Genomic DNA, 23,364 nt, shown 5'->3' with positions numbered 1-23,364 from the left:
CGGCCTTCAGAGCCGGCCGTCAGAAATCGCGGATGCCGAACAGCCCCTGAATCTTCTGCTTCAGCTGGGTGGCCGAGAAGGGCTTGGCGATATAGGCATCCACCTCGTGGGTTCGCGCCTGCAACACGAAATCGCGGCCGGCATTGCTGGTCAGCATCAGGAAGCGGGTTTTCGTCTTCGCGTCGCGGACATGCTTGAGCAGCTCCAGCCCGCTGGAAACCGGCAGGTTCCAGTCCGACACGATCAGGTCGAACTGGCCGCGCGCTTCGTCGAACTGCTCCTTCGCCTTCTCGCCGTCACCCGCCACCACCAGCCGCTCGATGCCGAACTGCCGCAGCATCATCTGCGTCATCCGCTGGGAATAGAGGTCATCCTCCACCAGCATCACCCACAAATCCTTGAACGCTGTCATTGCCGTGCTCCGTCCCCGCTTTCTCCCGCACTGCCATCTGCCGTGGCATTCCCTGTCTCGGCGATACCTGCCGCCGCGATGCCCGTCGCCGCCTGCAGGCGCAGCCAGGTGCAGCCGGCATCGAGATCGGCCTGCAGCAGGCCGAGCAGGGCCGCGGCCTGGGCCGCCTCGCCGCCGCGCGCCAGGATCTCGATGCGCCGGGCGGTGTGCAGCAGCCGGCGCAGGCCGAGGCTGCCGGCGCCGCCGCGCAGCTTGTGCGCCAGCGCCGCCAGCCGCGGCGCATCGCCTGCGGCCGCCGCCTCGTCCAAGCCCTGCCGCAGATCGGCCGCCACCCGATAAAAGGTTTCCACCAGCTCGCCAAGCCCGTCGCGTCCGAAGGTGTCGAACAGCTCCTGCAGGGCCGCCCCGTCATGGTCGGGGCCGATATGGGGCGCCGCCGGATCCTCGGTTGCCGCCAGCGCCGCCAGTTCCGCATCCTCGGCCAGCGCACCGGGTAGGGCCAGCGCGCGGCGCACCGCCAGGTCCAGCAGATCCGGGTTGACCGGCTTGCCGACATAATCGTCCATGCCGGTTTCGAGGCAGTCGCGGATGCGGTCGGCGCCAATGCTGGAGGTTACCGCGATGATCTTCACGGCATTCTGCGGCGGCGGCAGGGCGCGGATCGCCCGGGTTGCACGCAGCCCGTCCAGCCGCGGCATGTGGATGTCGGTCAGCAGCAGGTCGTAGGCACCGGCCTGCACGGCTTCCACTGCGGCGATGCCGTCCTCGACATAATCGATCACATGGCTCTCGCCGGGTTTCACCATGCCGGCCAGCAGGCCGCCCAGCACCTTCTGGTTCACCGGGTTGTCCTCGGCGATCAGGATGCGCAAAGGCGGCAGCGGCGGCCGCTCCGTCACCGTGCCGGCCGCCGGTGCCGGGGCATCGGGCAGCGGCAGGCGGAACCAGAAGGCGCTGCCCTCGCCGGGCCAGCTGTCGACGCCGATCTCGCCATCCATCGCCTGGACCAGGGTGCGGCAGATGGCGAGGCCGAGGCCGGTGCCGCCGAAGCGGCGGGTGATCGAGGAATCCGCCTGCGAGAAGCGCTGGAACAGCCGCCCGGCCTGTTCCGGCGCAATGCCGATGCCGGTATCGCGCACGGCAAAGCGTATCATGCCGCCGGCTTCGGCCTGCACCGACAGGGTGACCGAGCCGCGTTCGGTGAATTTCACGGCATTCGACAGCAGGTTCAGCAGCACCTGGCGCAGCCGCCCCGGATCGCCGCGCACGAAATGCGGCAGATCCGGATCGATATCCCGGCGCAGGATCAGGCTTTTCTCGGCCGCCCGCACCTCGACCAGTGCCAGCGCCGACGCGATCTGCCCCGGCAGGTCGTAGCTGATCTCCTCGAGGTCGATGCGGCCGGCTTCCAGCTTGGAGAAATCGAGGATGTCGTTGAGGATCGCCAGCAGCGCCTCGCCTGACTGCAATGCCGTATCGGCGAGATTCTTCTGCTCCTCGTCCAGCCGCGTGCGCAGCAGCAGCCGGGTCAGGCCGAGCACGCCGTTCATCGGCGTGCGGATCTCGTGGCTCATCATGGCGAGGAATTCGGATTTCGCCCGCGTCGCCGCTTCCGCCTGCTGCTTGGCATCCTGCAGCGCCCGGCGCGCCTTGGTGCGGGCGGCCAGCGAGGCGATCGCCGAGCGCGCCATCAGCAGCACGGCGAACATCAGGCAGAGGAAATGCAGCAGGATCTGCTCCTGCGCCGGCACCGCAAAGGGCGGCACCCAGCCGCCCAGATGGCAGACCAGCACGACGATGAAGTTCATCGATGCCATCGCCGCCACCCAGGCGATCACCCGGCCGTTGCTGGTCAGCATGGTTAGCGCCAGGCCCAGCACGCTGAACAGGGCGAAGCTGGACGCGAGACCGCCGGTGCCCAGCGTGAGGATGGTGTTGCCGAGCCCGCCATTGAGGGCCATGAATCCGATGGCAAAGGGGATGCTGCCGGTGAAGCGGATCAGCAGCGCGCCCGCCAGCGGCCCGCCGATCATCGAGACGAAGCCGGCGATCTCCCAGCCGTTCAGCCCGGAGCGGATCAGCAGGTAGGGCGGGATCAGCAGCGCCGCGAGGCAGACCGACAGCGTCAGCTGCACGATGCTGCGATAGCGGTGCAGCAGGCGCGGGTCCTGCCCGCGCAGCACCGCCGGCGGCACGAAGCCATCGACCAGCCGCGCCAGCGCGCCATGGCGCGGCGCAGGCGCGGCCGGCGCCGCGCTTCCTGCGCCTCCGTTCACGGCCGCCCGTCCTTCCTGCAAACGGTCATGCCCCCATCCCGCCTGTCGTTGCCGCTTCCGGCCGGGACCCTGCCGGGTCCCTTGCCTGTCGGTGTCTTTGCCCTAGGATTGCCCGGAACCGCCGGCCAAATCCATACCCGGCGGCGACGTTACCGCAACAAATCACCACCGAAGAGGGAAATTCAGGCATGAACCGGCTGCCAGACACCGCCGCGCCGCGCCCGGTTGCGGCCATCGCCAGCTACCATGCCCATGTCTATTTCGATGGCCCGGCGGAGCGGGAGACGGCGGCCTGGCTGCGCGACCGCATGGCCGAACGCTTCGCCGTGATGCTCGGCCGCTGGCATGACCGCCCGGTCGGGCCCCATGCCTCGCCGATGTACCAGGTGGCCTTCGACGTCGCGGATTTCGCCCGGCTGGTGCCCTGGCTGATGCTGAACCGGCGGGGCCTCAGCATCCTCGTGCACCCGAATACCGGCCACCAGTATGACGACCACCTGTCGAATGCCCTGTGGCTGGGCCCGGCCCTGCCGATCAACGGCGCCGTGCTGCCGCGCGGCACCGGCGAGGGCGCCGGCGCCATCGATCCGGTGGTGCCGAACACGACGCCGGTGCTGGAGGCGTAAGCCCGCCTAGTCCAGATCCAGCCAGCGGCGCACGTTGTCGCGCAGGAACGCCGTGTCTTCCGGATTCTGCACCGGATTGCCGGCGCGGTGGCCCCAGATGCTGGGGATCGGCAGAAGTTCGGCGCGGCCGAGATTGGCCATCTCGGCCTCGTTGTCGGCGACGCGGAAATACAGGTCGGTGGCGCCCGGCAGCAGCAGCACGCGGGCGCGGATCGCCCGCAGGGCGGCGACGAAGTCGCCGTCATAGAGCGGGTTGGCGCTGATGTCGCCCGCCTCCCAGCAGCGCAGCTGGGCGTAGAGGTCGGCGGCATCGCGGCGCGCATAGCGCTCTTCCCAGTCGGTGCGCAGGAAAGTCTCGAGATCGGGCGCGCCGAGCGCCGAGAGATGCAGCCCCTCGCGGTAGAAATCCTGGCTCAGCGCCCAGCCGGCATAGATGCGGCCAAAAGCGCGGATCGCGGCAGCGGGCGGCGCCGAGAAGCGGCCGTTGCCGGTATGCTCGGGTGCCGCCTCCAGGGTGGCCATCAGCGACTTGAGGAACACCCGGTTATGTTCGGCAGTGCGGGCCGAGCCGCAATTGACCACGATGCGCGCCACGTCGTCGGGGAACAAAGCCGCCCAGTGATAGGCCTGCTGCGCCCCCATCGACCAGCCGTAGACGCAGGCCAGCCTTTCGATGCCGAACACCTCGGACAGCAGGCGGCGCTGGGCCTGCACGTTGTCCCACGCCGTCACCAGCGCGGGATAGGCCGGCGTGTTCGACGGGCTGGAGGACAGGCCGTTGCCGAACATGTCGGGGATGACGATGAACCAGCGCGCCGGGTCGAGCACGAAATCGGGCCCGATCAGCCATTCGATGTCGGGATGCTGCGCCGAATAGCTGGTCGGGTAGAGGATCACGTTGTCGCGCGCCGCGTTCAGCGTGCCATGGGTCTTCCAGCTGAGGAAGGCGCCGGGCATCGTCTCGCCCGACAGGGTCTGCAGATCGCCGAGATCGAAACGGCCGGACTGCACCGGCCAGGAGGGCGGGGCATCCGGGGGAACGGTCATCGGCGCAGCATCTCCAGCAGTTTGCGCGCGGCGGCGCTGGGCGTCGTCTGTCCCTTGCCGACCGCCTTCTGCAGGCGCGGCAGCTCGCCGGCGATGGCGGGCTCCTGCTTCAGCCAGTCGAGCAGGCCGTCCTGCAGTTCGCGCATCAGCCAGGCCTCGGCCTGGTGGCGGCGCTGGGCGGCAAGGGCACCGGTCTTCTGCAGAGCTTCGCGATACTGCCCGATTGCGGTCCACACCTCGCCGATGCCCTCGTTCAGCAGGGCCGAGACCAGCTGCACCTGCGGCCGCCATTCGGCATGGCGCGGCCGCATCAGATGCAGGGCCATGCGGTAATCCGCCGCCGCCAGCCGCGCCTTCGGCAGCAGCTCGCCATCGGCCTTGTTGACGATGACGAGATCGGCCAGTTCCATGATGCCGCGCTTGATGCCCTGCAGGTCGTCGCCGCCGGCCGGCGCCAGCAGCAGCAGGAAAATATCGACCATCTCGGCCACGGTGGTTTCCGACTGGCCGACACCGACCGTCTCGACCAGCACCACGTCGAAGCCGGCGGCTTCCACCAGCAGCATCGCTTCGCGCGTGCGCCTGGCCACGCCACCGAGCGAGCCGCCCGACGGCGTGGGCCGGATGAAGGCAGCGGGCTCGCGCACCAGCTGTTCCATGCGCGTCTTGTCGCCGAGGATCGAGCCGCCCGACAAAGCCGAGGAGGGATCCACCGCCAGCACGGCGACGCGATGGCCCTGCCCGGTCAGGAACAGGCCGAAGCGTTCGATGAAACTGGACTTGCCGACGCCGGGCGTGCCCGAGATGCCGATGCGGATGGCCCGGCCCGCATCCTGCTGGCCGGTGGCCGGCAGGATGGCCTGCAGCAGGCTTTCGGCGGCGGTGCGGTCGTCCGGATGGCTCGATTCCACCAGCGTGATGGCCCGCGCCAGTGCGCGGCGGTCGCCCTGCAGCAGGCGCGCGGCGAGCGCATCGGGATCAGGTCGGCGGGACATCATCAGGCAGCGGCAACCGGCAGGTGAAACAGCACATGGCTTTCCGGCACCTTAACGAAGCCGGTCCGCCAAGGCCACCGGCCGGACGGACGGAGAGATCGCCGGCCCCGCCGGGCACGGGCACCCCTGTCATGCATGTGCGGTTGACAGGGACTCCTCCGGATTCGTATTCCATGGAACGACCATGGCGAATCGGCCCGACATCCCGTCCTCTCCCCTGCGCCCGCAGCAGGCGCTGGAGCGCGCCCGTTCCGACCTGTCGCGGCTGGCCCGCGGCAGCGCCCCTGCCAGCAGTGGGCTGGCCGGCAGTGGACTGGTCGGCAATGGCCTGGCCGGCGACGGATCGGCTCACGAGGCACCGGCCCGCGAGCTGCCGGCCGCCGTGCCGGGTATCGCCACCGCACCCAGCGGCGAGGACAGCGCGCTTGCTGCCCGCATCGACCTGCTGCGCGCCCGCCTCGGCCAGGCCCGCGGCGATGCGGTCTCGGCCCTGCTGTTCCTGGGCGATGCCCAGCAGGATTGCGATGCCCTGACCGAAAGCTGCGCCCGGCTGGGCTGGCCGATGCTGGCCGAGGGTATCGCGCTGCTGAGCAGCGTGCTGCGCCGCGCCCTGCCCTCGGAAGACCGGCATCTGGCACTGGTTGGCCTGCTGATCGATGCCCTCTATGCCCTGCGCCGGGCCGAGCAGCGCGCCGATATGGGCCAGGCCGGCCAGGACCTGCTGCGCGGCCTGCGGCTGGCGGTGGCGCGGGAATTCGGCCGCCATAACGGCTGACCCTTCGGGGGAATCCGCCCGGTATCGCGGTGATCGCAATTCCAGGTTGAATACAGAATCGCTCTGCAATTTGGCGAATCGGCCTTAGACTTTAGTCCATGCGAATCATCCTGCGCAGCGCGGTCCTGTTTGGCCTGCTGCCCCTGATGGCGGCAGGATCCGTTGCCCGGGCAGACGAGGCAACCGCACCCGACGTGCGGCTGGCTGCGGTTCTGCCCCAGCCCGATCCCGCCCTGCCCGGCCCTGCGCCCGGCGCCCGGCCGGCCGCCGCCCCCGCCGGTGCAGTGCCGCTGACCGCCGCTTCCGTGGAATTCGGCCTCTATGCGCTTGGCGCCAAGGCCTTCGACATCAAGGTGACGATGCGGCGCGAGGCGGATGCGGTGCATGTCGATACCGCCATGCGCACCTTCGGACCGCTCGATTTCATGATAAGCTTCGAACTGACCGGCTATGCGGCCGCCGAATTGCGCGATGGCCGCGTGATCCCGGTGCGCTACGGCAGCGACAGCGATGGCAGCTGGTCCAAGCGCTCGACACGGATCACCTGGGATGCCGACGGCATGCCGTCGGCCGTCATCCAGCCGCCGCTGGACGAGGATGACCGCGAACCGGTGCCCGATGCGCTGAAACGCAACACCCTCGACCCCACCACGGCCATCGTTGCCCGTGTCCTGCAGGGCGGCGCAACGCCGCCGTGTACGGGCAGCGACGCGATTTTCGACGGCCGGCGGCGCTATAACCTGCATTACAGCCCGGTCGGCCCGGCCCAGGTGGCCCCGCGCGACCGCACCGCCTATGCCGGCCCCGCCTATGAATGCAGCATCCGCTTCGAGCCGGTGGCCGGTTACAGCCGCAAGGACGGCACCGCCGACACCAGGCCGCCGGAGCGCCCGACCCGCATCTGGCTGGTGCGGCCGCCGGGCATCGACGCCTGGCTGCCGGTGCAGATCGATACCGCCTTCCGGCTCGGCAGCGCGGAAGGCTGGATTGCCGGCGCCCGCCTGAACGGCCGCACCTGGCTGGAGGCGCTGGCACCGATCCGCGCCGAACTGCAGCGGGAAATCACCCCCTAGCCGGACGGCCGCAGAGCCGTGATACTGGCCGCCGGAAGGCAGACCGGGGACATCATGGGTATAGAGACGAAAAAACCGTCCCGGACGGTGCTGGTGGCCGAGGATTCCCAGGCCGGCCGGGCCGCCCTTGAAAAACTGCTGACGGCCCTGGGATTTCATCCGGTTTTTGCCGGTTCCGGCCGCGAGGCGGTCGGCATGTTCTTCGAAAACCAGGACATCTCATTGATTCTCATGGATGTTCGCATGCCGAACCTGAATGGCATCAAGGCGGCCCAGGAAATCCGCCTGGTCGGCGGGGCGCGCGGCATAAAGGTGCCGATCATCGGCATGACGGCTGCCGACGGCCCCGAGGTGCGCCGTGAATGCCTGTCTTCCGGGATGACCGAGATGCTGGTGAAGCCGCTGGATCCCCGGAAACTGGTCGAACTGATCCGCAGGCTGGCGCCCGGAGCCCCTGCCGGGCAGCCTTGACTTCCGCGGCCCAAACCGCTTTATTCCGCCCGCTTTCCATTTCGGGAGCCTGAATCCGGTCCGAGGATCGTCGTCCGTCCGCGAGTGTCGCGCACGGGCGCCGAATTGCTTTGGACCATCGGCAACATCATCAGGGTCGGCATGTTCGAATCTCTGAGCGGCAAACTGGGCGAGGTTTTCGAGCGGCTGCGCAAGCGCGGCGCGCTGACGGAATCCGACGTCTCGGAAGCCCTGCGCGAGGTTCGCGTCGCCCTGCTGGAAGCCGATGTTGCGCTCCCTGTCGTCAAGACTTTCATCGATGGTGTGAAGTCCAGGGCCGTCGGCCAGGAAGTGCTGCGCTCGGTGACTCCGGGCCAGATGGTCATCAAGATCGTCCACGACCACCTGGTCGAGATGCTGGGCGGTGCCGGCGAGGGCGCGGAAATCAGCCTGAATGCCGTGCCGCCGGTGCCGGTGCTGATGGTCGGCCTGCAGGGTTCGGGCAAGACCACCTCGACCGCCAAGATCGCCCTGCGCCTGCAGAACAGGGACCGCAAGAAGGTGCTGATGGCGTCGCTCGACGTCTATCGCCCGGCCGCGCAGGAGCAGCTGAAGATTCTCGGCGAGCAGACCGGCATCCCGACGCTGCCGATCGTTGCCGGCCAGATGCCGGTGGATATCGCCAGGCGCGCCCTGCAGGCAGCGAAGCTCGGCGGCTATGACGTGCTGATGCTGGACACCGCCGGCCGCCTGCATGTCGACGAGACGCTGATGCTGGAAGTGGCTGCGGTGCGCGATGCCGTACAGCCGCACGAGACGCTGCTGGTGGCCGACGCGCTGACCGGCCAGGATGCCGTCAACGTCGCGAAAAGCTTCAACGAGCGGGTCGGCGTCACCGGCATCGTGCTGACCCGCGTCGATGGCGACGGCCGCGGCGGCGCCGCGCTCAGCATGCGCGCCGTCACCGGCCGGCCGATCAAGCTGATCGGCGTCGGCGAGAAGACCGACGCGCTCGAGAGCTTTCATCCGGAGCGCATCGCCCAGCGCATCCTCGGCATGGGCGACATCGTGTCGCTGGTCGAGAAGGCCGCCGAGACGATCGAGAAGGAAGAAGCCGAGCGGCTGGCCGCCCGCATGCAGAAGGGCCAGTTCGACCTCGAGGACATGGCCAAGCAGCTGCAGCAGCTGCGCAAGATGGGCGGCATGTCGGGCGTGATGAACCTGCTGCCCGGGGTCGGCAAGATCAAGCAGCAGATGGCGAATGCCAATCTCGACGAAACCCTGCTGAAGCGCCAGGAGGCGATCATCGGTTCGATGACCCGCCAGGAACGGCAGAATCCGAAGGTGATCCACGCCTCGCGCAAGAAGCGCATCGCGGCGGGCAGTGGCACCTCGGTGCAGGATGTCAACAAGCTGCTGAAGCAGCATCTCCAGATGTCCGACATGATGAAGCGCATGTCGAAGCTGGGGCAGAAGGGTTTTACCCGCAGCATCATGGCCGGCATGGGCGGGGGCTTCCCCGGCATGCCGAAGATGTGACGGGCGACAGTACCGGTTTACGGATTTTACAGATCACAGTTCAGGGAAAGGACCATCCATGTCAGTCAAGATCCGCATGACGCGCGGCGGCGCCAAGAAGCGCCCGTATTACCGTATCGTCGTCGCCGACTCGCGCAGCCCGCGCGACGGCCGTTTCATCGAGAAGATCGGCTCGTATGACCCGATGCTGCCGAAGGACCGCGAGCGCGTGCAGCTCGATGTCGAGCGCGTGAAGTACTGGCTGTCGAAGGGCGCCCAGCCGTCCGACCGCTGCGCCCGTTTCTTCAGCCAGGCCGGCCTGCTGACCTGGGCCCACGGCAACAACCCGGAAAAGGGCAAGCCGAAGGCCAAGGCGCAGGAGCGCATCAAGGCCGCCGAGGAAGCCGCCAAGGCCGCTGCCGAAGCTGCTGCCAAGCCGGCCGACGAAGCCGCGGCCGGCTGATCGCCGCCGCCTGACGCATGGCCGGCCCGGTCGCGCCAGATGCGGATTCTCCGCGGAGGCTCCTGCTCGGTGCCATCATCGGCGCCCAGGGTATCCGCGGCGAGGTGAAGATCAAGACCTTCACCGGCGATCCGGAAGCCATCGGCGATTACGGCCCGCTCAGCGATGCCGCCGGCAGGCGCAGCTTCACCGTGAAGGTGCACCGGCTGGCGAAAGGCGACGTGGTGATTGCGAGTATCCGGGGTGTCGGCGACCGCAACGCCGCCGAGGCCCTGAAAGGCACCGAGCTGTATGTGGCGCGCGATGCGCTGCCGCAGCCCGACGACGGCGAGTTCTATTATGCCGACCTGGTGGGCCTGATGGCCGTCACCGTGGCCGGCGAGACGCTCGGCACCGTCAGCGCGGTGCATAATTTCGGCGCCGGCGACATGTTGGAGGTGAAAACCGACAGCGGCCGTTCGGCGATGGTGCCCTTCACCGACGACGCGGTGCCCGAAGTGGACATCGCTGGCGGCAGGGTGCTGGTGGAGCCGGCCTTCTGGCTCGGCGGCCCGGCCTCGGAAGACGAGGCGGCGGACGCGGAACCGAAGGCGGGCGAGGCGTGATGAGCAGCGTTCCGGCGATGCCGTGGACCGCCCGGGTACTGACCCTGTACCCGGCGATGTTCCCCGGCCCGCTGGGACAGAGCCTGGCCGGGCGCGCCCTCGACGAGGGGCGCTGGTCGCTGACGGTGGTGGACATCCGCGATTACGCGCGCGATAAACACCGCACCGTCGACGACACCCCCTTCGGGGGCGGGCCCGGCATGGTGATGCGGCCCGACGTGCTGGCCGCCGCGATCGACGATGCGGTCGCGGCCGGCGGGCAGCAGGAGGGCGCGGCGGCCCAGCCGCTGCTGTATTTCTCGCCGCGTGGCCGGCGCCTCGACCAGGCGCTGGTGCATGAGGTGAAGGCCGCCGGCGGCGCCACGCTGGTCTGTGGCCGGTTCGAGGGGGTGGACGAGCGCCTGCTGCAGGCGCGCCCCGTCGTCGAGGTCAGCCTCGGCGACTTCGTCCTCTCGGGCGGCGAGATCGCTGCCTATGCACTGCTCGACGCGGTCGTGCGGTTGCTGCCCGGGGTGATGGGTGCCGAAGAGTCCGGCACCGAAGAGAGTTTCGCGGACGGACTGCTGGAATATCCCCAGTATACCCGGCCGCAGGAATGGGAGGGCCGCAGCGTGCCGGAGGTGCTGCTGTCGGGCCACCATGGAAGGATCGCAGCCTGGCGGCGCGATCAGGCGGAACAGATCACCGCCCAGCGCCGCCCGGATCTGTGGGAGCAATACCGCCGGCGCCGGCCGGACGGGAAGAGATGAACCGAGTTTGATGCGTTTAACAGTTTGACGAAGGACGAAAGGCAGGTTGCCATGAACATTCTGCAGCAGATCGAGAAAGAGCAGTCGGACGCTCTCGTCGCCGCTCGTGCGGTGCCGGAATTCGGCCCGGGCGACACCCTGAAGGTGAACGTGAAGGTGGTCGAAGGCGGCCGCGAGCGCGTGCAGGCCTATGAGGGCGTGTGCATCGCCCGCTCGAACCGCGGCGTGAACTCCTCGTTCACCGTGCGCAAGATCAGCTACGGCGAGGGCGTCGAGCGTATCTTCCCGCTGTACAGCCCGCGCATCGAGTCGATCACCGTGGTCCGCCGCGGCGACGTGCGCCGCGCCAAGCTGTATTACCTGCGCGGCCGCACCGGCAAGGCCGCCCGCATCACCGAGAAGCGCGACACCGCGCCGAAGGGCGAGTAATCAGCATCGGTTGAGCCGGGCCGGCATCGCCGGCCCTGTTCTCGTACATGAAACAAGCCGCCTGCATCCTCGCCTGAATCCAGAGGCCGGGATGCGGGCGGCTTTTGTTTGTCCGGGGAAGGCTATTCCGCCGCTTCGATTCCGCTGCCACGCTGCAGGTTGGCGGTCAATGCCGGGCCGTTCTCGGCCGACCAGCGGCCCAGGGCATCCAGCACCGGCTGCAGCGACAGGCCGAGATCGGTCATCCAGTATTCGACTTTCGGCGGCACGGCGGCATGCACGCGCCGGCCCACCAGCCCGGCGGTTTCCAGGGCGCGCAGCTGCTTGGTCAGTTCCTTCTGGGTGATCAGCGGCAGGGCCCGGGCCAGTTCGCTGAAGCGCATCGGCTGGTCCGGCCGCTGGCGCCGCGCAGCAGCGAGGCTGAGCAGGATCGGCACCGCCCATTTGTTGGCGATCAGGTCCAGCGTGCGGCAGACCATGCGGGCACAGATTTCCCGGCCATCCGATGTGAGATGGCGGCGGAAATCGATCGCGGAACCTTCGGTATCCATATGGCAAGTATAGTGCCGGAAGGTGCCTGCTTGCAAATTGATACTACGATGGCTTATGCCTCTCGTCCGGACCCGGCGCAGTCGCCGCAAACCGGTCTGAACAGAGAGGAATACCCGATGGCCAAGCTCGATTTCTATTTCTCGCCCGGCGCCTGCTCGCTGGCGACCCATATCTGCCTCGAGGAGGCCGGTGCCAGCTTCACGCCGAAGCCGACCTATACCCGCAAGGGCCAGACCCGCACGCCGGAATACCTGGCGCTGAACCCGAAGGGCAAGGTGCCGATGCTGGTGATCGACGGCAAGGTGCTGACCGAGAACACCGCCATCATGACCTATCTGAACCGCAGCTATCCCGCCGCCAAGCTGCTGCCCGCCGGCGACGCGCTGCTGGAAGCCGAGGCGCTGGCATTCGTTGCCTGGTGTGCCTCGGGCGTGCATCCGGTGATGAGCCGGTTTTTCGGCCCGCAGAATTTCTGCGACCTGCCCGACAGCACGGACAACGTGAAGGCGCTGGCCACCAAGGCCGCGATGGCCAATTACGGCCTGATCGAGAAGGCCGTCACCGGCAAGGACTGGGTGTTCGGCGCCTGGTCGGCCGCCGACGCCTACATCTTCGTCTTCCACACCTGGGCGACCAAGCTCGGCCTCGACATGTCAGGCTTCCCGAACTACGCCAAGCATGCCGAGCGCATGCAGCAGCGCCCGGCTGTGCAGCGCGCACTGGCCCGCGAAGCCGAAGCCTTCGCCGCCATGGACAAGGCGGCCTGACGGCCGCAACGCGATTCCGGCTAACACCAAGGTGTTAGCCGGATATCCGGATGCCCGATAGGCGCCGGAAGGCGGCCCGCTAGACTGGACACCGCCGCAGCTATCCAACCAAGAACAACGACCCTCCCCAACCTGAAGGATCTGCCTCCATGTCGTTCATCGAGAAGTTCGGCCCCGTCGCCGGCCGCATCCTGATCGCCCTGCTGTTCATCCCGGCCGGGATCAGCAAGCTCGGCGGTTTCAGCGGCACCGTCGGCTACATCGCCTCCAAGGGCATCCCGCTGCCGCAGGTGGCGGCCGCCGGCACCATCGTCGTCGAAATCGCGGTCGCCGCCGCCCTGCTGGTCGGCTTCAAGGCCCGCTACGCCGCCCTGATCCTCGGCCTGTTCACGCTGGCCGCTGCCGTCATCTTCCACAATTTCTGGGCCGTGCCGGCCGAGCAGGTGATGATGCAGCAGATCAACTTCTTCAAGAACCTGGCCATTGTCGGCGGCCTGCTGTTCGTCGCCGCCTTCGGCGCCGGCCCGCTCAGCCTCGACAGCCGCGGCAAGTAAGCCGCCTTTCGCCGCATCGCGAGAAAGCCGCCGGGCCAGAAGCGAACCCTGGCTGGCGGCTTTTTGTCGCGTCGACGACGCCGCTGGAACCGCCGATGATCTCCGGCATGGCCGCTGTCACATCCACGTCCCCCGATCCTTTCTGCAAAGCCGCCCTGCCGGGCTGTAATTTTGCCGATGCCTTTGCGGTGACGGTGCCGCAGCCGGCCATCGACCCGGCCCGGGTGATGACCCTGGCCTTCGCCACACCGCCCGGCTGGGTCAGTGGTCTGATGACCGTCCGCAATGCCGTGATGGGCCGGCTGGGCTACAAGGCGCCGCCGCTGCGGCGCGGCTTCCCGGTGCTGCAGAGCGGCCGCGACTTCGTGCTGTCGGGGCTGGATGACGGCCATCTCGATTTCCGCGCGCTGGTGCGGGTGTCTCCGAGTGCCACAGGTGGCAGCCACATCGTCCTGACCACAGCAGTACGCACGCGGAACCGCTTCGGCCGGGCCTATCTCGCGGTGATCCTGCCGTTCCACAGGCTGATCGTGCGGAGCATGCTGCGCCGCGCGGCCCGGCAGATCGGCTAGACGACGGCCAGCTGACTTGCCGTAACCGCCGGCTAGTTGCCGGACAGCGCTTCCGCCACCTGCGCAGCCTCGAACATGCGTTTGCTGCTATGCCCTGCTCCGGGCACCTCCACCAGCCGCCAGTTCAGCGGCCAGCCCTTCTCCTGCGCCAGTGCCGCGCCTGCGCGGAAGAAATTGAGTCCCCGCTCGTGACGGGTGGCGCCCTGCACGACCGCCCCCGGGCTGTCATCGCGGCTTTTGTCGCCGGTATCGTTGGCGCCGAGAAATACGGTGATCGGTGCCGCCAGATAACGCTGCAGGAAATCGGCATCCACCAGCGGTGCCGTGTCACCGCCGAGGCCGAAGGGAAAAACCTGCCCGAGGGTTGGAAAGACCCAGGACGACGGATTGGCGATGACGATGCGGCTCGCCTCGTGCGGCATGAAGGCAGCGAAACGGCCGAGAAACTGCCCGCCGGCGGAATGGCCGATCATGGCATAGGGCCAGTCCCGGCGCCCTTCCTCGCGGCGAAGCAGATCCACCAGATCGACGACGAGGGTGCCGGTCCAAAGCTTCCGCGGCAGCAGGCCGCGCTGGTCGGCAATGCCGGCACGCTGGTAGCTGGCACTCGGGAACCGCGCCTTGTCGAACAGCGGCGCCACCACCGCCATGTCCAGGCGATCCGCGATCGGCCGGGCATTGTCGCGGTAGGCGTCGGCATCCCGCCCGACACCGTGGAACACCAGCAGCAGCGGACCCCCGGCATAGCCGGCCGGCTTGTAGGTATGGAGTTCAAGATTGTAGCCCCCAACCCGGACGACCCGGTAGCCGTCGCCGGCGGGAATTGGCTCGGCCGATGTGCCAAAGGCGGCCAGCAGCAGGACAAACCCCGCGATGAAAGCCAGGCCCGGCGGCGGCACGCGGCACAGGCGCCGGATCACGGCCGGTGGCTCCGTCAGCTCTGCGGGCGACTGCGCGCCGCCACATCCTGCACCAGCCAGTCGCGCATCGCCTTGATGCGCGGTGCGTCGGCCATGTGTTCGAGGCAGACGAACCAGTAGGCATTGGTCAGCGGCAGGGCCGTGCCGTCGAACAGCTTGACCAGCCGGCCGGCGGCAATCTCTTCCGCCGCCAGTTCGGGATCCATGATGGCAATGCCCATGCCCTGTACGGCGGCCTGGATCGCGTAGGAGCGCGTTTCGAAGACCGGACCGCTGTTGGGGTCGATGGCCTTGTCCTTGATGCCGGCGGCGTTCAGCCAGATGCGCCAGTCCTCGCGCCGGTTCTGCGAATGCAGCAGCTTGCGGCCTTTCAGGTCGGGCGGCTTGCGCACGGCATCCTTGCCCTTGGTGAATTTCGGATGCGCCACCGGCACCAGCGATTCCGAGAACAGCCGCGTGGCCGAGACGCCGGGCCAGTGGCCGTCGCCATGGCGTATGGCACAGTCGATGCCCTCGCGCTCCAGATCGGCCGGCTTGATCGAGGTGGTGATCCGCACCTCGATATCGGGATACTGCGCCTCGAACCGCGGCAGCCGCGGAATGAACCAGCGCATGGCGAAGGTCGACAGCATCGACACCGTCAGGGTGCCCTCGCCGCGCCGGGCTTCCAGCTTGGACAGCGCCGACGCCAGATGGTCGAACCCCTCCTGCACGTCGGGCAGGATCAGCTGGCCCTCGGTGGACAGCACCAGGCCTTTCTTGGTGCGGTGGAACAAAGGCACCCCCAGCAGTTCTTCCAGCTGGCGGATCTGGTGGCTGATCGCCGACAGGGTGACCGACAATTCCTCGGCGGCCGCGGTGAAATTGAGGTGGCGGCCGGCGGCCTCGAAGGCTTTCAGGGCGTTGAGGGGCAGCAGGCGGCGGCTGGGCAGGTGGGCCATGGAAAATCTTTTAAGCCGGAGGCGAATTTAAATCCAGCCGGCGGGCTGTTTTCGGGTCTGGACGGGGGCGTCCGGCTCCTGTTGAATCCCCCTCCTGTAAAAAAGGCCGTCCGCCCGTTCGCGGGATCAGCGGCCGGGAAACGCCCCATAACCGTCTCAATTCGCAGACTTCACAACGGACCAGCCGCCATGACCGCCCCGCGCACGCTTTACGACAAGATCTGGGACAGCCACCTGGTCGATATCGACGACCAGGGCAACGGCCTGCTCTATATCGACCTGCATCTGGTCCATGAGGTGACCTCGCCCCAGGCCTTTGCCGGCCTGAAGGCCGCCGGCCGCAAGGTCCGTCGCCCGGACCGGACCGTGGCCGTGCCCGACCACAACGTGCCGACCACCCCCGACCGCGCCCAGTTCGTGTTCGAGGATGACGAGGCGCGCATCCAGGTCGAGACGCTGGACCGCAATGCCCGCGAATTCGGGGTCAATTACTACCCGATGAACGACATCAACCAGGGCATCGTGCATATCGTCGGCCCCGAGCAGGGCTACACCCAGCCCGGCATGACCATCGTCTGCGGCGACAGCCATACGTCCACCCATGGCGCCTTCGGCAGCCTCGCCTTCGGCATCGGCACCTCGGAGGTCGAGCATGTGCTCGCCACCCAGACCCTGCCGCAGCGCAAGGCGAAGAACATGAAGATCAACATCGATGGCGAGCTGGGGCCGGGCGTCACCGCCAAGGACATCATCCTGGCCATCATCGGCAGGATCGGCACCGCCGGCGGCACCGGCTATGTGATGGAATATACCGGCAGTGCCATCCGCGGCCTGACCATGGAAGGCCGCATGACCGTCTGCAACATGTCGATCGAGGCCGGCGCCCGCGCCGGGCTGATCGCGCCCGACGAGAAGACCTTCGAGTATGTGAAGGGCAAGCCGCATGCCCCCAAGGGCGCCGCCTTCGAACAGGCGCTGGCCTGGTGGAAGACCCTGCCGTCGGACGAGGGGGCCCATTACGATACGGTCGTCGAGCTGAAGGCGGAAGACATCGCCCCGCACATCACCTGGGGCACCAGCCCGCAGGACGTGGCGCCGATCACCGGCGTGGTGCCGAACCCGGCCGACGTGAAGGACGAACAGAAGCGCGCCGCGCTGGAGCGAGCCCTGGCCTATATGGGGCTGAAAGCCGGAGAGAAACTGGACACCGTGCCGGTGCAGCGCGTCTTCATCGGCTCCTGCACCAATGGCCGCATCGAGGACCTGCGCGCCGCCGCCGCCGTGGCCAAGGGCCGCAAGGTCGCTGCCGGCGTGCAGGCGATGGTGGTGCCGGGCTCCGGTCTGGTGAAGCATCAGGCCGAGGAGGAGGGTCTCGACAAGGTCTTCGTCGCCGCCGGCTTCGAATGGCGCGAGCCGGGCTGCTCGATGTGCCTGGCCATGAATGCCGACAAGCTGAAGCCGGAAGAGCGCTGCGCCAGCACCTCGAACCGGAATTTCGAAGGCCGCCAGGGTGCGCGTGGCCGCACCCACCTGATGAGCCCGGCCATGGCCGCCGCGGCGGCCGTCGCCGGCAAGCTGGCTGACGTGCGCAAGATCTGAGCGGGAGAAAAGAGAATGGACAAGTTCACCACGCTGACCGCCGTCGCCGCCCCGCTGCCGATGATCAATGTCGACACCGACATGATCATCCCCAAGCAGTTCCTGAAGACCGTCGAGCGCACCGGCCTTGCGAAAGGCCTGTTCTTCGAGCTGCGCGAGACCCCGGACGGCAAGCCGGTGCCGGACTTCTTCATGAACCAGGCCCAGTACAAGGGCGCGCAGATCCTGGTCGCCGGCGACAATTTCGGCTGCGGCTCGTCGCGCGAGCATGCCCCCTGGGCTTTGCTCGATTACGGCATCCGCTGCGTGATCGCGCCGAGCTTTGCCGACATCTTCTACAACAACTGCTTCCAGAACGGCATCCTGCCGATCAAGCTGCCGCAGGAGGACGTCGACAAGCTGATGGACGACGCCAAGCGCGGCCAGAATGCCCGCGTCACCGTCGACCTGGAGAAACAGGAGATCAAGGGCCCCGATGGCGGCACCATCAGGTTCGAGATCGACGCCCACAAGAAGCACTGCCTGCTGAACGGGCTGGACAATATCGGGCTGACGCTGGAGAAGAAGTCGAAGATCGACAGCTTCGAGACGAAGCAGCACGGCACCCAGCCCTGGCTCTACGCCCAGGCCGGGCGGTAACCACCCCATCCGTGTCATGGCCGGACCCAGGAATCGCTTCTTCGGCCGGCCATCCACGAGTTTTTAAAACCAAAGACGTGGATGCCCGGGTCAGGCCCGGGCATGACGCATTAAAGGACAGAGGAAAATCGAATGGCTTCCAACCGTACCATGCTGATGCTGCCCGGCGACGGGATCGGCCCCGAGGTGATGGGCGAGGTCCGTCGCGTCATCGAATGGATGGACAAGCGCCGGCATGTCTCCTTCGACGTCAAGGAAGACCTGGTCGGCGGCGCCGCCTTCGACAAGCACGGCACTCCCCTTGCAGACAAAACGATGCAGGACGCGCTGGATTGCGGCGTGGTGCTGCTGGGCGCCGTGGGCGGCCCGAAATGGGACAACCTGCCCTTCGCCCAGAAGCCCGAGCGCGGCCTGCTGCGCCTGCGCAAGGAAATGGACCTGTTCGCCAACCTGCGGCCGGCCAAGTGCTTCGACGCGCTGGTCGAGGCATCCAGCCTGAAGCCGGAGCTGGTGAAGGGCCTCGACATCATGATCGTGCGCGAACTGACCGGCGGCGTCTATTTCGGCCAGCCGCGCGGCATCGAGACCCTGCTGAACGGCGAACGCAAGGGCGTGAACACGCAGGTCTACACCACCAGCGAAATCCGCCGCGTGGCCGCCGTGGCCTTCGAACTGGCCAGTAAGCGCGGCAACAAGGTCACCTCGCTGGAAAAGGCCAATGTGATGGAATCCGGCGTGCTGTGGCGCGAGGAAGTCACCAGGCTGCACCAGGAGAAGTACAAGGACGTGCAGCTCGAGCACATGTATGCCGATAACGGCGCCATGCAGCTGGTGCGCAACCCGAAGCAGTTCGACGTGATGGTGACCGACAACCTGTTCGGCGACATCCTGTCCGACGAGGCGGCGATGCTGACCGGCTCGCTTGGCATGCTGCCCTCGGCCTCGATCGGTGCCGCCGACCCGGCCACCGGCCGCCGCATGGCCCTGTTCGAGCCGGTGCACGGCTCGGCACCGGACATCGCCGGCAAGGGTGTCGCCAACCCGCTCGCCACCATCCAGAGCTTCTCGATGGCCCTGCGCTATGCCTACGACCTCGGTGCCGATGCCGACCTGATCGACCAGGCGGCCGAGAATGTGCTGAAGAGCGGCGTGCGTACCGCCGATCTCGGCGGCGGCAGTGCCAAGGTCGGCACCGGCGGCATGGGCGACGCCCTGCTGAAGGAACTCGACAAGCTGGCCGCCTGACGCACGCGTCAATCGTCACCTCACAGAAACGCCGGTCCGTGCAGGACCGGCGTTTTTTTGTGACATCTGCCATCTTCCTGTAGATAGCGCGCCTTCGCCGCTTGTGCAGCGCAGCAAAATCGGCAAGCCTCTGGTCCGTATCGTCCGGGGGGAATGATCGATGAAGCTGATCGGCCGCAACCTGTCGCCCTATACGCGGCGCGTCGCCATTGCCATGACCTTGCTCGACGTGCCGCATGAACGCGAATATCTGTCGGTGACCGCCGATCCCGCGCGCGGCCTGCAGGTCAATCCGGTCGGCCGCGTGCCGGTTCTGGAACTCGATGACGGCGACCGGCTGATCGAATCCGGCGCCATTCTCGACTATCTGATGGAACTGGTCGGCCCGGCGAAAAGCCCGGTGCCGCCGCACGGCAAGGCGCGGCGCGACTGTCTGCGGCTGATGGCGATCGCCAGCGGTGTGCTCGACAAGGCGGTGGCCGCCATCTACGAGGTGCGTCGCCGCCCGGCCGAAAAGGTGCACGGACCCTGGCGCGAACACCTGCTGCGGCAGGTGGAGGGCGGCCTGTCGGCACTGAACGACCAGCCGCAGGGGCCATGGCTGCAGGGCGAGCATTTCAGCATGGCCGATATCAGCGTCGCCGTGACCATGAGCTTCCTGCATGTGATGCTGAAGGAAAGCGTTGCGGATGGCCGCTACGGCCATCTCGAGGGTCTGCGCGACCGCGCCGAGGCCCTGCCTGCCTTCAGGGCGCATCCGCTGGAAAATCCCTGAGGGGCCTCAGTCCGCAAACGGCAGATCGGCCAGCACCCGTACCGCACCGTTTTCCAGCCGCAGCAGCTGCAGCCCGCTGAATCGCGCACTCAGCACCGGTCGCAGGGCACTACCGCCAAGCTGGCGTTCCAGCGCCTTCGCGCAGTAGACCGCGCCAAAGCGGGCCACGGTGACATGGGCGGCGTAATCGGGAGACGGCACCGCGTTCAGCGCCGCATGCAGAACGGTCAGCGCGGCCGCCCCGGCCGCATCGGCATGCAGCACATTGAGATGCCGGTATTTCGGATTGTAGGAATCGTCCATGCGGCCGAGGCGGTCGAACCCGGCCGCGAAGGGCTGCGTCGCCTGTGCCACCGCCTGCAGCCGCGCCAGCAGGCTCGCCTCGTCGGCAGCCTGCGGAAAGACCAGCGTCACATGGGGCGGCACGCGATCCTGCTGCGGGTCGTGTGCGGCACGCAGGGCGGCGATCCAGCCGGCCGCGCCCGCGTCGAATTCCGGTATCGCTATCGCCGCCAGCATCGGGTTAATCTAACTCCTCCTTCCCGCACGGACCACCGCCATGGATTTCTCGCTGTATCTTGCCGCCGCCCTGGCCGGAGCCGCCTATGTGCTGACCCCCGGCCCGGCCTTTCTCGCATTACTGGGCATCGGCGCCGGCCAGGGTCGCCGCGCGGGGCTTGGCTTCATCGCCGGGCATTTCGCCGGCGACATCGTGTGGTCGGCGCTGGCGCTGGTCGCCATCATCGGCTCGGCCAGCCTCGGCACGCTCGTCTTCGACCTGCTGGGCGTGGTCTGCGGCTGCTATCTGGTCTGGCTCGGCACCCGCGCGCTGCGCGCCCGCCCCGGCGCCGACGGCCGCCTGAGTTCCGACGTGCGCCGGCCTTACCTGCGCGGCCTTGCCTTCGGCCTGACCAACCCGAAGGGCTATCCGGTGGCACTGGCGATGTTCACGGCTTTGCTGGCGGCGCAGGCCGCACACTTAAGCTGGGCAGCCCTGCCGCCCCTGCTGGCGGCGGCCTGCGCCGGCTTCCTCGCCGCCGACGTGATCCTGCTCTGGGTGATCGGCGTGGCACCGGTGCGACGGCTGTATCGCCGCCACGAGCTGTGGGTGACGCGCATCTCGGGCGCCATCTTCATCGGCTTCGGCCTGCAGGCGCTCGCCCATGCCGGGCCGGGGCTGCTGCGGCGCAGCTAGCCGCGCCGCAAAGCCTCGCGCACCAGTGGCAGGCGGTCGTTGCCGAAGAACATCTCGTTGCCGACGAAAATGCTCGGCGAACCGAAGCCGCCGCGGGCGATCAGCTCGTCGGTATTGGCCTTCAGCTGTTCCTTCACGCCGGGTTCGGTGATGGCATTGGCGAGCGCGGCCGGATCGAGAGCGGCCCGGCTCGCAGCTTCGGCCACCACATCGTCCTGACTGATGTCGCGATCCTCGGACCAGTAGAGTTCGAAGAAAGCCTTCGCCAATTCGACTTCCTTGCCTTCTCCCTTGGCCCAGAGCAGGGCGCGCAAGGCCTTGACCGGATTGACCGGGAAGACCTTCGGCGGAAAGACGATCTTCAGGCCGGCGAGCTTCGCCCAGTCCTGCATGTCCTTTTTCACCCAGGCATCGCGGGCCGGCACCGGATTCTCGCGCATGCGGTACATGGTCGGGTTCACCGCGTTGAACACGCCGCCGACGAGGAAGGGTTTCCAGCTGACGGTCGCGCCCTCGTCGCGGGCCAGCGGCTGGATGTTGGTGAAGGCAAGATAGGTCCAGGGGCTGGAGACGTCGTAGTAGAAATCGATCTGCTTCACCATGGCTCGACCCTGTCTCAGGCCTTGGCCGGCACGAGGACGAAGCCGGCGCGCGGGAAATGCACATGCACGACGCCGGTCTCCGGGCTGTCGCGGCGGAGGGTCACGCTCTGCGCGTCCAGCGCCACCAGCTCGCCGGTGACGGGGTCGCGGCCGGTATCGTCGGGCGTGACGGTCACCCGGCTGCCAGCGGACAAACCGAGCGCGTTGGCGGCAACGCCACCGGAAACCGGCGCCGGCTCGCTTTCGCGGGCGATCTGCAGGGCGGCGGCCGAGGTGAGGTCGATCTTCTCGCCATGGCCGAAGCCCTTCATGCGGTCGGCCCAGGCATTCAGTTTCGCATAATCGGCCAGCGCATCCGACTTCGCCCGCTCGCGCACGAACCAGACGCAGTGATAGACGGCAAGGTCGGCCAGGCTGGGCGCATCGCCGTAGAGGAACACGCGGCCATCCGCCAGCGCCTGCTCGATCCAGCCGAGATGGGCGCGCAGCGTGCCGGTCATCACCGCGGCCTGCAGTTTCAGCTTCGTGCGGTCGATCGGCCGGCCGGAGAATTTCGAACGGTCCTCGAGGAAAGCATCGGGCATATGCTCACCCATGATCCCGAAGGCGACCGCCACGGCCGCGCCGAACAGCTGATGGTCGGCCCAGAAGGCCGTGCCCTCGGCGAGGCCCCTGGCCAGGCCGGGGAACAGGCCCGGCGCCGGATGGCGCCGCTCGATCTCGCGCAGGATGATCTGGGTGTCGCAATACACGTCGGCGCCGATCTGCATCACCGGGGTCTTGCGGTAGCCGCCGGTCAGCGGCAGCAGGTCGGGCTTGGGCATCGCCGGCGGGATGGTAACCGAATGCCAGGCCAGCCCCTTGATGCCGAAGGCGATGCGCACCTTTTCGGAAAACGGCGAAGCGCCATAATGATGCAGGATGATCCCGGTCATGCGTTCCTCCCGGATACGTCTTTTTATGATGCCGGTGGTCATATTAGGGGCGCTGCCCCAGCGTCAGGCAAGGGCAGACAGCAGCATCGCCTGCAGGCGGTCGATCTGGCGGCGGAAGGCGGCCGGCTCGTTGAGCGCCCGGGCCAGCACCAGGGCGCCCTGAATGCCGCCAACGGCCGCCTCGGCCAGCGCCACCGGCTGGCGCGCCCCGCCCTGCTCCAAAGCTTTCGCCAGTGCGTCGATCCAGCGGCGAAAATAATCCTGCACGGCGGCGGCGAAACGGTCGCGCGTGGCATCCAGCGCGAAGGCCCCGACCAGGCAGATGCGGCCGCCGCCGCGGAAATATCTGTCGGTGTTGTCGAACATGGCGGCGATGGCGGCCGGCACATCCCCGGCCTCGCGCAACGGCGCATAAATCTCGCGCTCGAACCAGCCATCCACATGGGCCAGCACGGCCGCCGCCATCTCGTCCTTGCCGCCGGGGAAGTAGTTGTACAGGCTGCCCTTGCCGAGCCCGGTGGCAGCGGTGATCGCGGTCAGCGACGCCCCCTCGAACCCGTGTTCACGGAACACGTCGCCGAGGCGGGCCACAGCGTCGTCGCGGGATATCAGGGCGGCAGGCATGACATCATCCTAGCGCAATGCGCCGC

At 67.7% G+C, this 23,364-nt stretch carries 28 protein-coding genes; 17 read left to right on the top strand and 11 right to left on the bottom strand.

Features of this window, described 5'->3' with window-relative positions:
* Positions 1 to 19: 19 nt before the first annotated feature.
* Both ACEQZY_RS00960 and ACEQZY_RS00955 read right to left on the bottom strand, forming a co-directional pair.
* Complete coding sequence (locus ACEQZY_RS00960) at positions 20 to 412, bottom strand: response regulator (RefSeq protein WP_341705485.1); 393 nt, start codon at positions 410 to 412, stop codon at positions 20 to 22.
* Positions 409 to 2,688: an ATP-binding protein gene (locus ACEQZY_RS00955; RefSeq protein WP_370151651.1), complete on the bottom strand. Its 2,280-nt coding sequence runs from the start codon at positions 2,686 to 2,688 to the stop codon at positions 409 to 411. Before ACEQZY_RS00955 ends, ACEQZY_RS00960 begins: the two co-directional genes overlap by 4 nt.
* Before the next feature lie 188 nt (positions 2,689 to 2,876).
* Between ACEQZY_RS00955 and ACEQZY_RS00950 the strand changes: the two genes are divergently transcribed.
* Positions 2,877 to 3,314 (top strand): DOPA 4,5-dioxygenase family protein, encoded by a 438-nt coding sequence (locus tag ACEQZY_RS00950; protein ID WP_370151649.1) that lies wholly within the window; start codon positions 2,877 to 2,879, stop codon positions 3,312 to 3,314.
* Between the two features lie 6 nt (positions 3,315 to 3,320).
* Here the strand turns inward: ACEQZY_RS00950 and ACEQZY_RS00945 are convergent, their stop codons facing one another.
* Both ACEQZY_RS00945 and meaB read right to left on the bottom strand, forming a co-directional pair.
* Positions 3,321 to 4,361 carry an alpha/beta fold hydrolase gene (locus tag ACEQZY_RS00945; protein WP_370151647.1) on the bottom strand — a complete coding sequence of 347 codons (1,041 nt, stop codon included), beginning with the start codon at positions 4,359 to 4,361 and terminating at the stop codon, positions 3,321 to 3,323.
* Positions 4,358 to 5,356 (bottom strand): methylmalonyl Co-A mutase-associated GTPase MeaB, encoded by a 999-nt coding sequence (gene meaB / locus ACEQZY_RS00940; RefSeq protein ID WP_370151727.1) that lies wholly within the window; start codon positions 5,354 to 5,356, stop codon positions 4,358 to 4,360. The genes ACEQZY_RS00945 and meaB overlap by 4 nt, the downstream gene beginning before the upstream one ends.
* A 184-nt stretch (positions 5,357 to 5,540) precedes the next feature.
* Between meaB and ACEQZY_RS00935 the strand changes: the two genes are divergently transcribed.
* From ACEQZY_RS00935 to rplS, 8 genes are all read left to right on the top strand, one after another.
* Positions 5,541 to 6,131: a hypothetical protein gene (locus ACEQZY_RS00935; protein ID WP_370151645.1), complete on the top strand. Its 591-nt coding sequence runs from the start codon at positions 5,541 to 5,543 to the stop codon at positions 6,129 to 6,131.
* Between the two features lie 98 nt (positions 6,132 to 6,229).
* Positions 6,230 to 7,204, top strand: a complete 975-nt coding sequence (locus ACEQZY_RS00930; RefSeq protein WP_370151643.1) for a DUF3108 domain-containing protein — start codon at positions 6,230 to 6,232, stop codon at positions 7,202 to 7,204.
* 93 nt (positions 7,205 to 7,297) lie between these two features.
* On the top strand, positions 7,298 to 7,675 hold the full coding sequence (locus tag ACEQZY_RS00925) for a response regulator (RefSeq protein WP_341702281.1): 378 nt from the start codon (positions 7,298 to 7,300) through the stop codon (positions 7,673 to 7,675).
* Between the two features lie 141 nt (positions 7,676 to 7,816).
* Positions 7,817 to 9,193: a signal recognition particle protein gene (gene ffh, locus ACEQZY_RS00920; protein WP_370151640.1), complete on the top strand. Its 1,377-nt coding sequence runs from the start codon at positions 7,817 to 7,819 to the stop codon at positions 9,191 to 9,193.
* A gap of 58 nt (positions 9,194 to 9,251) precedes the next feature.
* Complete coding sequence (rpsP, locus tag ACEQZY_RS00915) at positions 9,252 to 9,635, top strand: 30S ribosomal protein S16 (protein ID WP_341702283.1); 384 nt, start codon at positions 9,252 to 9,254, stop codon at positions 9,633 to 9,635.
* Positions 9,636 to 9,652: 17 nt separating this feature from the next.
* Positions 9,653 to 10,240: a ribosome maturation factor RimM gene (rimM, locus tag ACEQZY_RS00910; RefSeq protein ID WP_341702284.1), complete on the top strand. Its 588-nt coding sequence runs from the start codon at positions 9,653 to 9,655 to the stop codon at positions 10,238 to 10,240.
* A complete protein-coding gene (gene trmD, locus ACEQZY_RS00905) occupies positions 10,240 to 10,989 on the top strand; it encodes a tRNA (guanosine(37)-N1)-methyltransferase TrmD (protein ID WP_370151638.1) in 750 nt (249 codons plus the stop codon). Before rimM ends, trmD begins: the two co-directional genes overlap by 1 nt.
* Before the next feature lie 51 nt (positions 10,990 to 11,040).
* On the top strand, positions 11,041 to 11,418 hold the full coding sequence (gene rplS, locus ACEQZY_RS00900) for a 50S ribosomal protein L19 (RefSeq protein WP_341702286.1): 378 nt from the start codon (positions 11,041 to 11,043) through the stop codon (positions 11,416 to 11,418).
* A gap of 122 nt (positions 11,419 to 11,540) precedes the next feature.
* On the opposite strand, the gene ACEQZY_RS00895 is transcribed toward rplS, so the two are convergent.
* On the bottom strand, positions 11,541 to 11,969 hold the full coding sequence (locus ACEQZY_RS00895; protein ID WP_341702287.1) for a helix-turn-helix domain-containing protein: 429 nt from the start codon (positions 11,967 to 11,969) through the stop codon (positions 11,541 to 11,543).
* A 117-nt stretch (positions 11,970 to 12,086) separates the two neighbouring features.
* Between ACEQZY_RS00895 and ACEQZY_RS00890 the strand changes: the two genes are divergently transcribed.
* The 3 genes from ACEQZY_RS00890 to ACEQZY_RS00880 all read left to right on the top strand — a co-directional run bounded on the left by ACEQZY_RS00890 (position 12,087) and on the right by ACEQZY_RS00880 (position 13,863).
* Positions 12,087 to 12,737 (top strand): glutathione S-transferase N-terminal domain-containing protein, encoded by a 651-nt coding sequence (locus tag ACEQZY_RS00890; protein WP_341702288.1) that lies wholly within the window; start codon positions 12,087 to 12,089, stop codon positions 12,735 to 12,737.
* Between the two features lie 149 nt (positions 12,738 to 12,886).
* Positions 12,887 to 13,291 carry a DoxX family protein gene (locus tag ACEQZY_RS00885; protein WP_341702289.1) on the top strand — a complete coding sequence of 135 codons (405 nt, stop codon included), beginning with the start codon at positions 12,887 to 12,889 and terminating at the stop codon, positions 13,289 to 13,291.
* Between the two features lie 107 nt (positions 13,292 to 13,398).
* Positions 13,399 to 13,863 (top strand): DUF2867 domain-containing protein, encoded by a 465-nt coding sequence (locus tag ACEQZY_RS00880; protein ID WP_341702290.1) that lies wholly within the window; start codon positions 13,399 to 13,401, stop codon positions 13,861 to 13,863.
* 32 nt (positions 13,864 to 13,895) lie between these two features.
* On the opposite strand, the gene ACEQZY_RS00875 is transcribed toward ACEQZY_RS00880, so the two are convergent.
* Both ACEQZY_RS00875 and gcvA read right to left on the bottom strand, forming a co-directional pair.
* Positions 13,896 to 14,783 carry a hypothetical protein gene (locus ACEQZY_RS00875; protein ID WP_341702291.1) on the bottom strand — a complete coding sequence of 296 codons (888 nt, stop codon included), beginning with the start codon at positions 14,781 to 14,783 and terminating at the stop codon, positions 13,896 to 13,898.
* Positions 14,784 to 14,797: 14 nt separating this feature from the next.
* Positions 14,798 to 15,724: a transcriptional regulator GcvA gene (gene gcvA, locus ACEQZY_RS00870; RefSeq protein WP_370151633.1), complete on the bottom strand. Its 927-nt coding sequence runs from the start codon at positions 15,722 to 15,724 to the stop codon at positions 14,798 to 14,800.
* Between the two features lie 189 nt (positions 15,725 to 15,913).
* Between gcvA and leuC the strand changes: the two genes are divergently transcribed.
* From leuC to ACEQZY_RS00850, 4 genes are all read left to right on the top strand, one after another.
* Positions 15,914 to 17,323 (top strand): 3-isopropylmalate dehydratase large subunit, encoded by a 1,410-nt coding sequence (leuC, locus tag ACEQZY_RS00865; protein WP_341702293.1) that lies wholly within the window; start codon positions 15,914 to 15,916, stop codon positions 17,321 to 17,323.
* Positions 17,324 to 17,338: 15 nt separating this feature from the next.
* On the top strand, positions 17,339 to 17,962 hold the full coding sequence (gene leuD / locus ACEQZY_RS00860) for a 3-isopropylmalate dehydratase small subunit (protein WP_341702294.1): 624 nt from the start codon (positions 17,339 to 17,341) through the stop codon (positions 17,960 to 17,962).
* A gap of 132 nt (positions 17,963 to 18,094) precedes the next feature.
* Positions 18,095 to 19,207, top strand: coding sequence for a 3-isopropylmalate dehydrogenase (leuB, locus tag ACEQZY_RS00855; protein ID WP_370151630.1), 1,113 nt, complete (start codon positions 18,095 to 18,097; stop codon positions 19,205 to 19,207).
* 160 nt (positions 19,208 to 19,367) lie between these two features.
* Positions 19,368 to 19,982, top strand: coding sequence for a glutathione S-transferase family protein (locus ACEQZY_RS00850; RefSeq protein WP_370151628.1), 615 nt, complete (start codon positions 19,368 to 19,370; stop codon positions 19,980 to 19,982).
* Positions 19,983 to 19,988: 6 nt separating this feature from the next.
* Here the strand turns inward: ACEQZY_RS00850 and ACEQZY_RS00845 are convergent, their stop codons facing one another.
* Complete coding sequence (locus tag ACEQZY_RS00845) at positions 19,989 to 20,501, bottom strand: 2'-5' RNA ligase family protein (protein ID WP_341702297.1); 513 nt, start codon at positions 20,499 to 20,501, stop codon at positions 19,989 to 19,991.
* A gap of 40 nt (positions 20,502 to 20,541) precedes the next feature.
* Here ACEQZY_RS00845 and ACEQZY_RS00840 point away from each other — a divergent pair, with 40 nt between their 5' ends.
* On the top strand, positions 20,542 to 21,177 hold the full coding sequence (locus tag ACEQZY_RS00840) for a LysE family translocator (protein WP_370151626.1): 636 nt from the start codon (positions 20,542 to 20,544) through the stop codon (positions 21,175 to 21,177).
* Here ACEQZY_RS00840 and ACEQZY_RS00835 read toward each other — a convergent pair.
* The 3 genes from ACEQZY_RS00835 to ACEQZY_RS00825 all read right to left on the bottom strand — a co-directional run bounded on the left by ACEQZY_RS00835 (position 21,174) and on the right by ACEQZY_RS00825 (position 23,338).
* Entirely contained in the window at positions 21,174 to 21,779 is a 606-nt protein-coding gene (locus ACEQZY_RS00835; protein WP_341702299.1) for a 2-hydroxychromene-2-carboxylate isomerase, read from the bottom strand. The two genes, ACEQZY_RS00840 and ACEQZY_RS00835, sit on opposite strands and share 4 nt — an antisense overlap.
* Positions 21,780 to 21,793: 14 nt before the next feature.
* Positions 21,794 to 22,714: a glutathione S-transferase family protein gene (locus ACEQZY_RS00830; RefSeq protein ID WP_341702300.1), complete on the bottom strand. Its 921-nt coding sequence runs from the start codon at positions 22,712 to 22,714 to the stop codon at positions 21,794 to 21,796.
* A 63-nt stretch (positions 22,715 to 22,777) separates the two neighbouring features.
* Positions 22,778 to 23,338 (bottom strand): TetR/AcrR family transcriptional regulator, encoded by a 561-nt coding sequence (locus ACEQZY_RS00825; protein ID WP_370151624.1) that lies wholly within the window; start codon positions 23,336 to 23,338, stop codon positions 22,778 to 22,780.
* Positions 23,339 to 23,364 lie beyond the last annotated feature (26 nt).

Source organism: Ferrovibrio sp., from assembly GCF_964218355.1.
GTDB lineage: Bacteria > Pseudomonadota > Alphaproteobacteria > Ferrovibrionales > Ferrovibrionaceae > Ferrovibrio.
Note: the sequence above shows the minus strand (reverse complement) of the source record. Positions and strands in the feature narration are given on the sequence as shown.

What these genes read in the sequence shown, in the direction of transcription:
- rplS (WP_341702286.1), top strand. Translation starts at nt 11,041, where the DNA reads ATGAACATTCTGCAGCAGATCGAGAAAGAGCAGTCGGACGCTCTCGTC.
- ACEQZY_RS00830 (WP_341702300.1), bottom strand. Translation starts at nt 22,714, where the DNA reads ATGACCGGGATCATCCTGCATCATTATGGCGCTTCGCCGTTTTCCGAA.
- ACEQZY_RS00895 (WP_341702287.1), bottom strand. Translation starts at nt 11,969, where the DNA reads ATGGATACCGAAGGTTCCGCGATCGATTTCCGCCGCCATCTCACATCG.
- ACEQZY_RS00960 (WP_341705485.1), bottom strand. Translation starts at nt 412, where the DNA reads ATGACAGCGTTCAAGGATTTGTGGGTGATGCTGGTGGAGGATGACCTC.
- ACEQZY_RS00845 (WP_341702297.1), bottom strand. Translation starts at nt 20,501, where the DNA reads ATGCTGGCGGCGATAGCGATACCGGAATTCGACGCGGGCGCGGCCGGC.
- leuB (WP_370151630.1), top strand. Translation starts at nt 18,095, where the DNA reads ATGGCTTCCAACCGTACCATGCTGATGCTGCCCGGCGACGGGATCGGC.
- ACEQZY_RS00890 (WP_341702288.1), top strand. Translation starts at nt 12,087, where the DNA reads ATGGCCAAGCTCGATTTCTATTTCTCGCCCGGCGCCTGCTCGCTGGCG.
- ACEQZY_RS00945 (WP_370151647.1), bottom strand. Translation starts at nt 4,361, where the DNA reads ATGACCGTTCCCCCGGATGCCCCGCCCTCCTGGCCGGTGCAGTCCGGC.
- ACEQZY_RS00840 (WP_370151626.1), top strand. Translation starts at nt 20,542, where the DNA reads ATGGATTTCTCGCTGTATCTTGCCGCCGCCCTGGCCGGAGCCGCCTAT.
- ACEQZY_RS00835 (WP_341702299.1), bottom strand. Translation starts at nt 21,779, where the DNA reads ATGGTGAAGCAGATCGATTTCTACTACGACGTCTCCAGCCCCTGGACC.
- ffh (WP_370151640.1), top strand. Translation starts at nt 7,817, where the DNA reads ATGTTCGAATCTCTGAGCGGCAAACTGGGCGAGGTTTTCGAGCGGCTG.
- ACEQZY_RS00825 (WP_370151624.1), bottom strand. Translation starts at nt 23,338, where the DNA reads ATGCCTGCCGCCCTGATATCCCGCGACGACGCTGTGGCCCGCCTCGGC.
- ACEQZY_RS00950 (WP_370151649.1), top strand. Translation starts at nt 2,877, where the DNA reads ATGAACCGGCTGCCAGACACCGCCGCGCCGCGCCCGGTTGCGGCCATC.
- rimM (WP_341702284.1), top strand. Translation starts at nt 9,653, where the DNA reads ATGGCCGGCCCGGTCGCGCCAGATGCGGATTCTCCGCGGAGGCTCCTG.
- meaB (WP_370151727.1), bottom strand. Translation starts at nt 5,356, where the DNA reads ATGTCCCGCCGACCTGATCCCGATGCGCTCGCCGCGCGCCTGCTGCAG.
- ACEQZY_RS00935 (WP_370151645.1), top strand. Translation starts at nt 5,541, where the DNA reads ATGGCGAATCGGCCCGACATCCCGTCCTCTCCCCTGCGCCCGCAGCAG.
- gcvA (WP_370151633.1), bottom strand. Translation starts at nt 15,724, where the DNA reads ATGGCCCACCTGCCCAGCCGCCGCCTGCTGCCCCTCAACGCCCTGAAA.
- rpsP (WP_341702283.1), top strand. Translation starts at nt 9,252, where the DNA reads ATGTCAGTCAAGATCCGCATGACGCGCGGCGGCGCCAAGAAGCGCCCG.
- leuD (WP_341702294.1), top strand. Translation starts at nt 17,339, where the DNA reads ATGGACAAGTTCACCACGCTGACCGCCGTCGCCGCCCCGCTGCCGATG.
- ACEQZY_RS00850 (WP_370151628.1), top strand. Translation starts at nt 19,368, where the DNA reads ATGAAGCTGATCGGCCGCAACCTGTCGCCCTATACGCGGCGCGTCGCC.
- ACEQZY_RS00930 (WP_370151643.1), top strand. Translation starts at nt 6,230, where the DNA reads ATGCGAATCATCCTGCGCAGCGCGGTCCTGTTTGGCCTGCTGCCCCTG.
- leuC (WP_341702293.1), top strand. Translation starts at nt 15,914, where the DNA reads ATGACCGCCCCGCGCACGCTTTACGACAAGATCTGGGACAGCCACCTG.
- trmD (WP_370151638.1), top strand. Translation starts at nt 10,240, where the DNA reads ATGAGCAGCGTTCCGGCGATGCCGTGGACCGCCCGGGTACTGACCCTG.
- ACEQZY_RS00885 (WP_341702289.1), top strand. Translation starts at nt 12,887, where the DNA reads ATGTCGTTCATCGAGAAGTTCGGCCCCGTCGCCGGCCGCATCCTGATC.
- ACEQZY_RS00880 (WP_341702290.1), top strand. Translation starts at nt 13,399, where the DNA reads ATGGCCGCTGTCACATCCACGTCCCCCGATCCTTTCTGCAAAGCCGCC.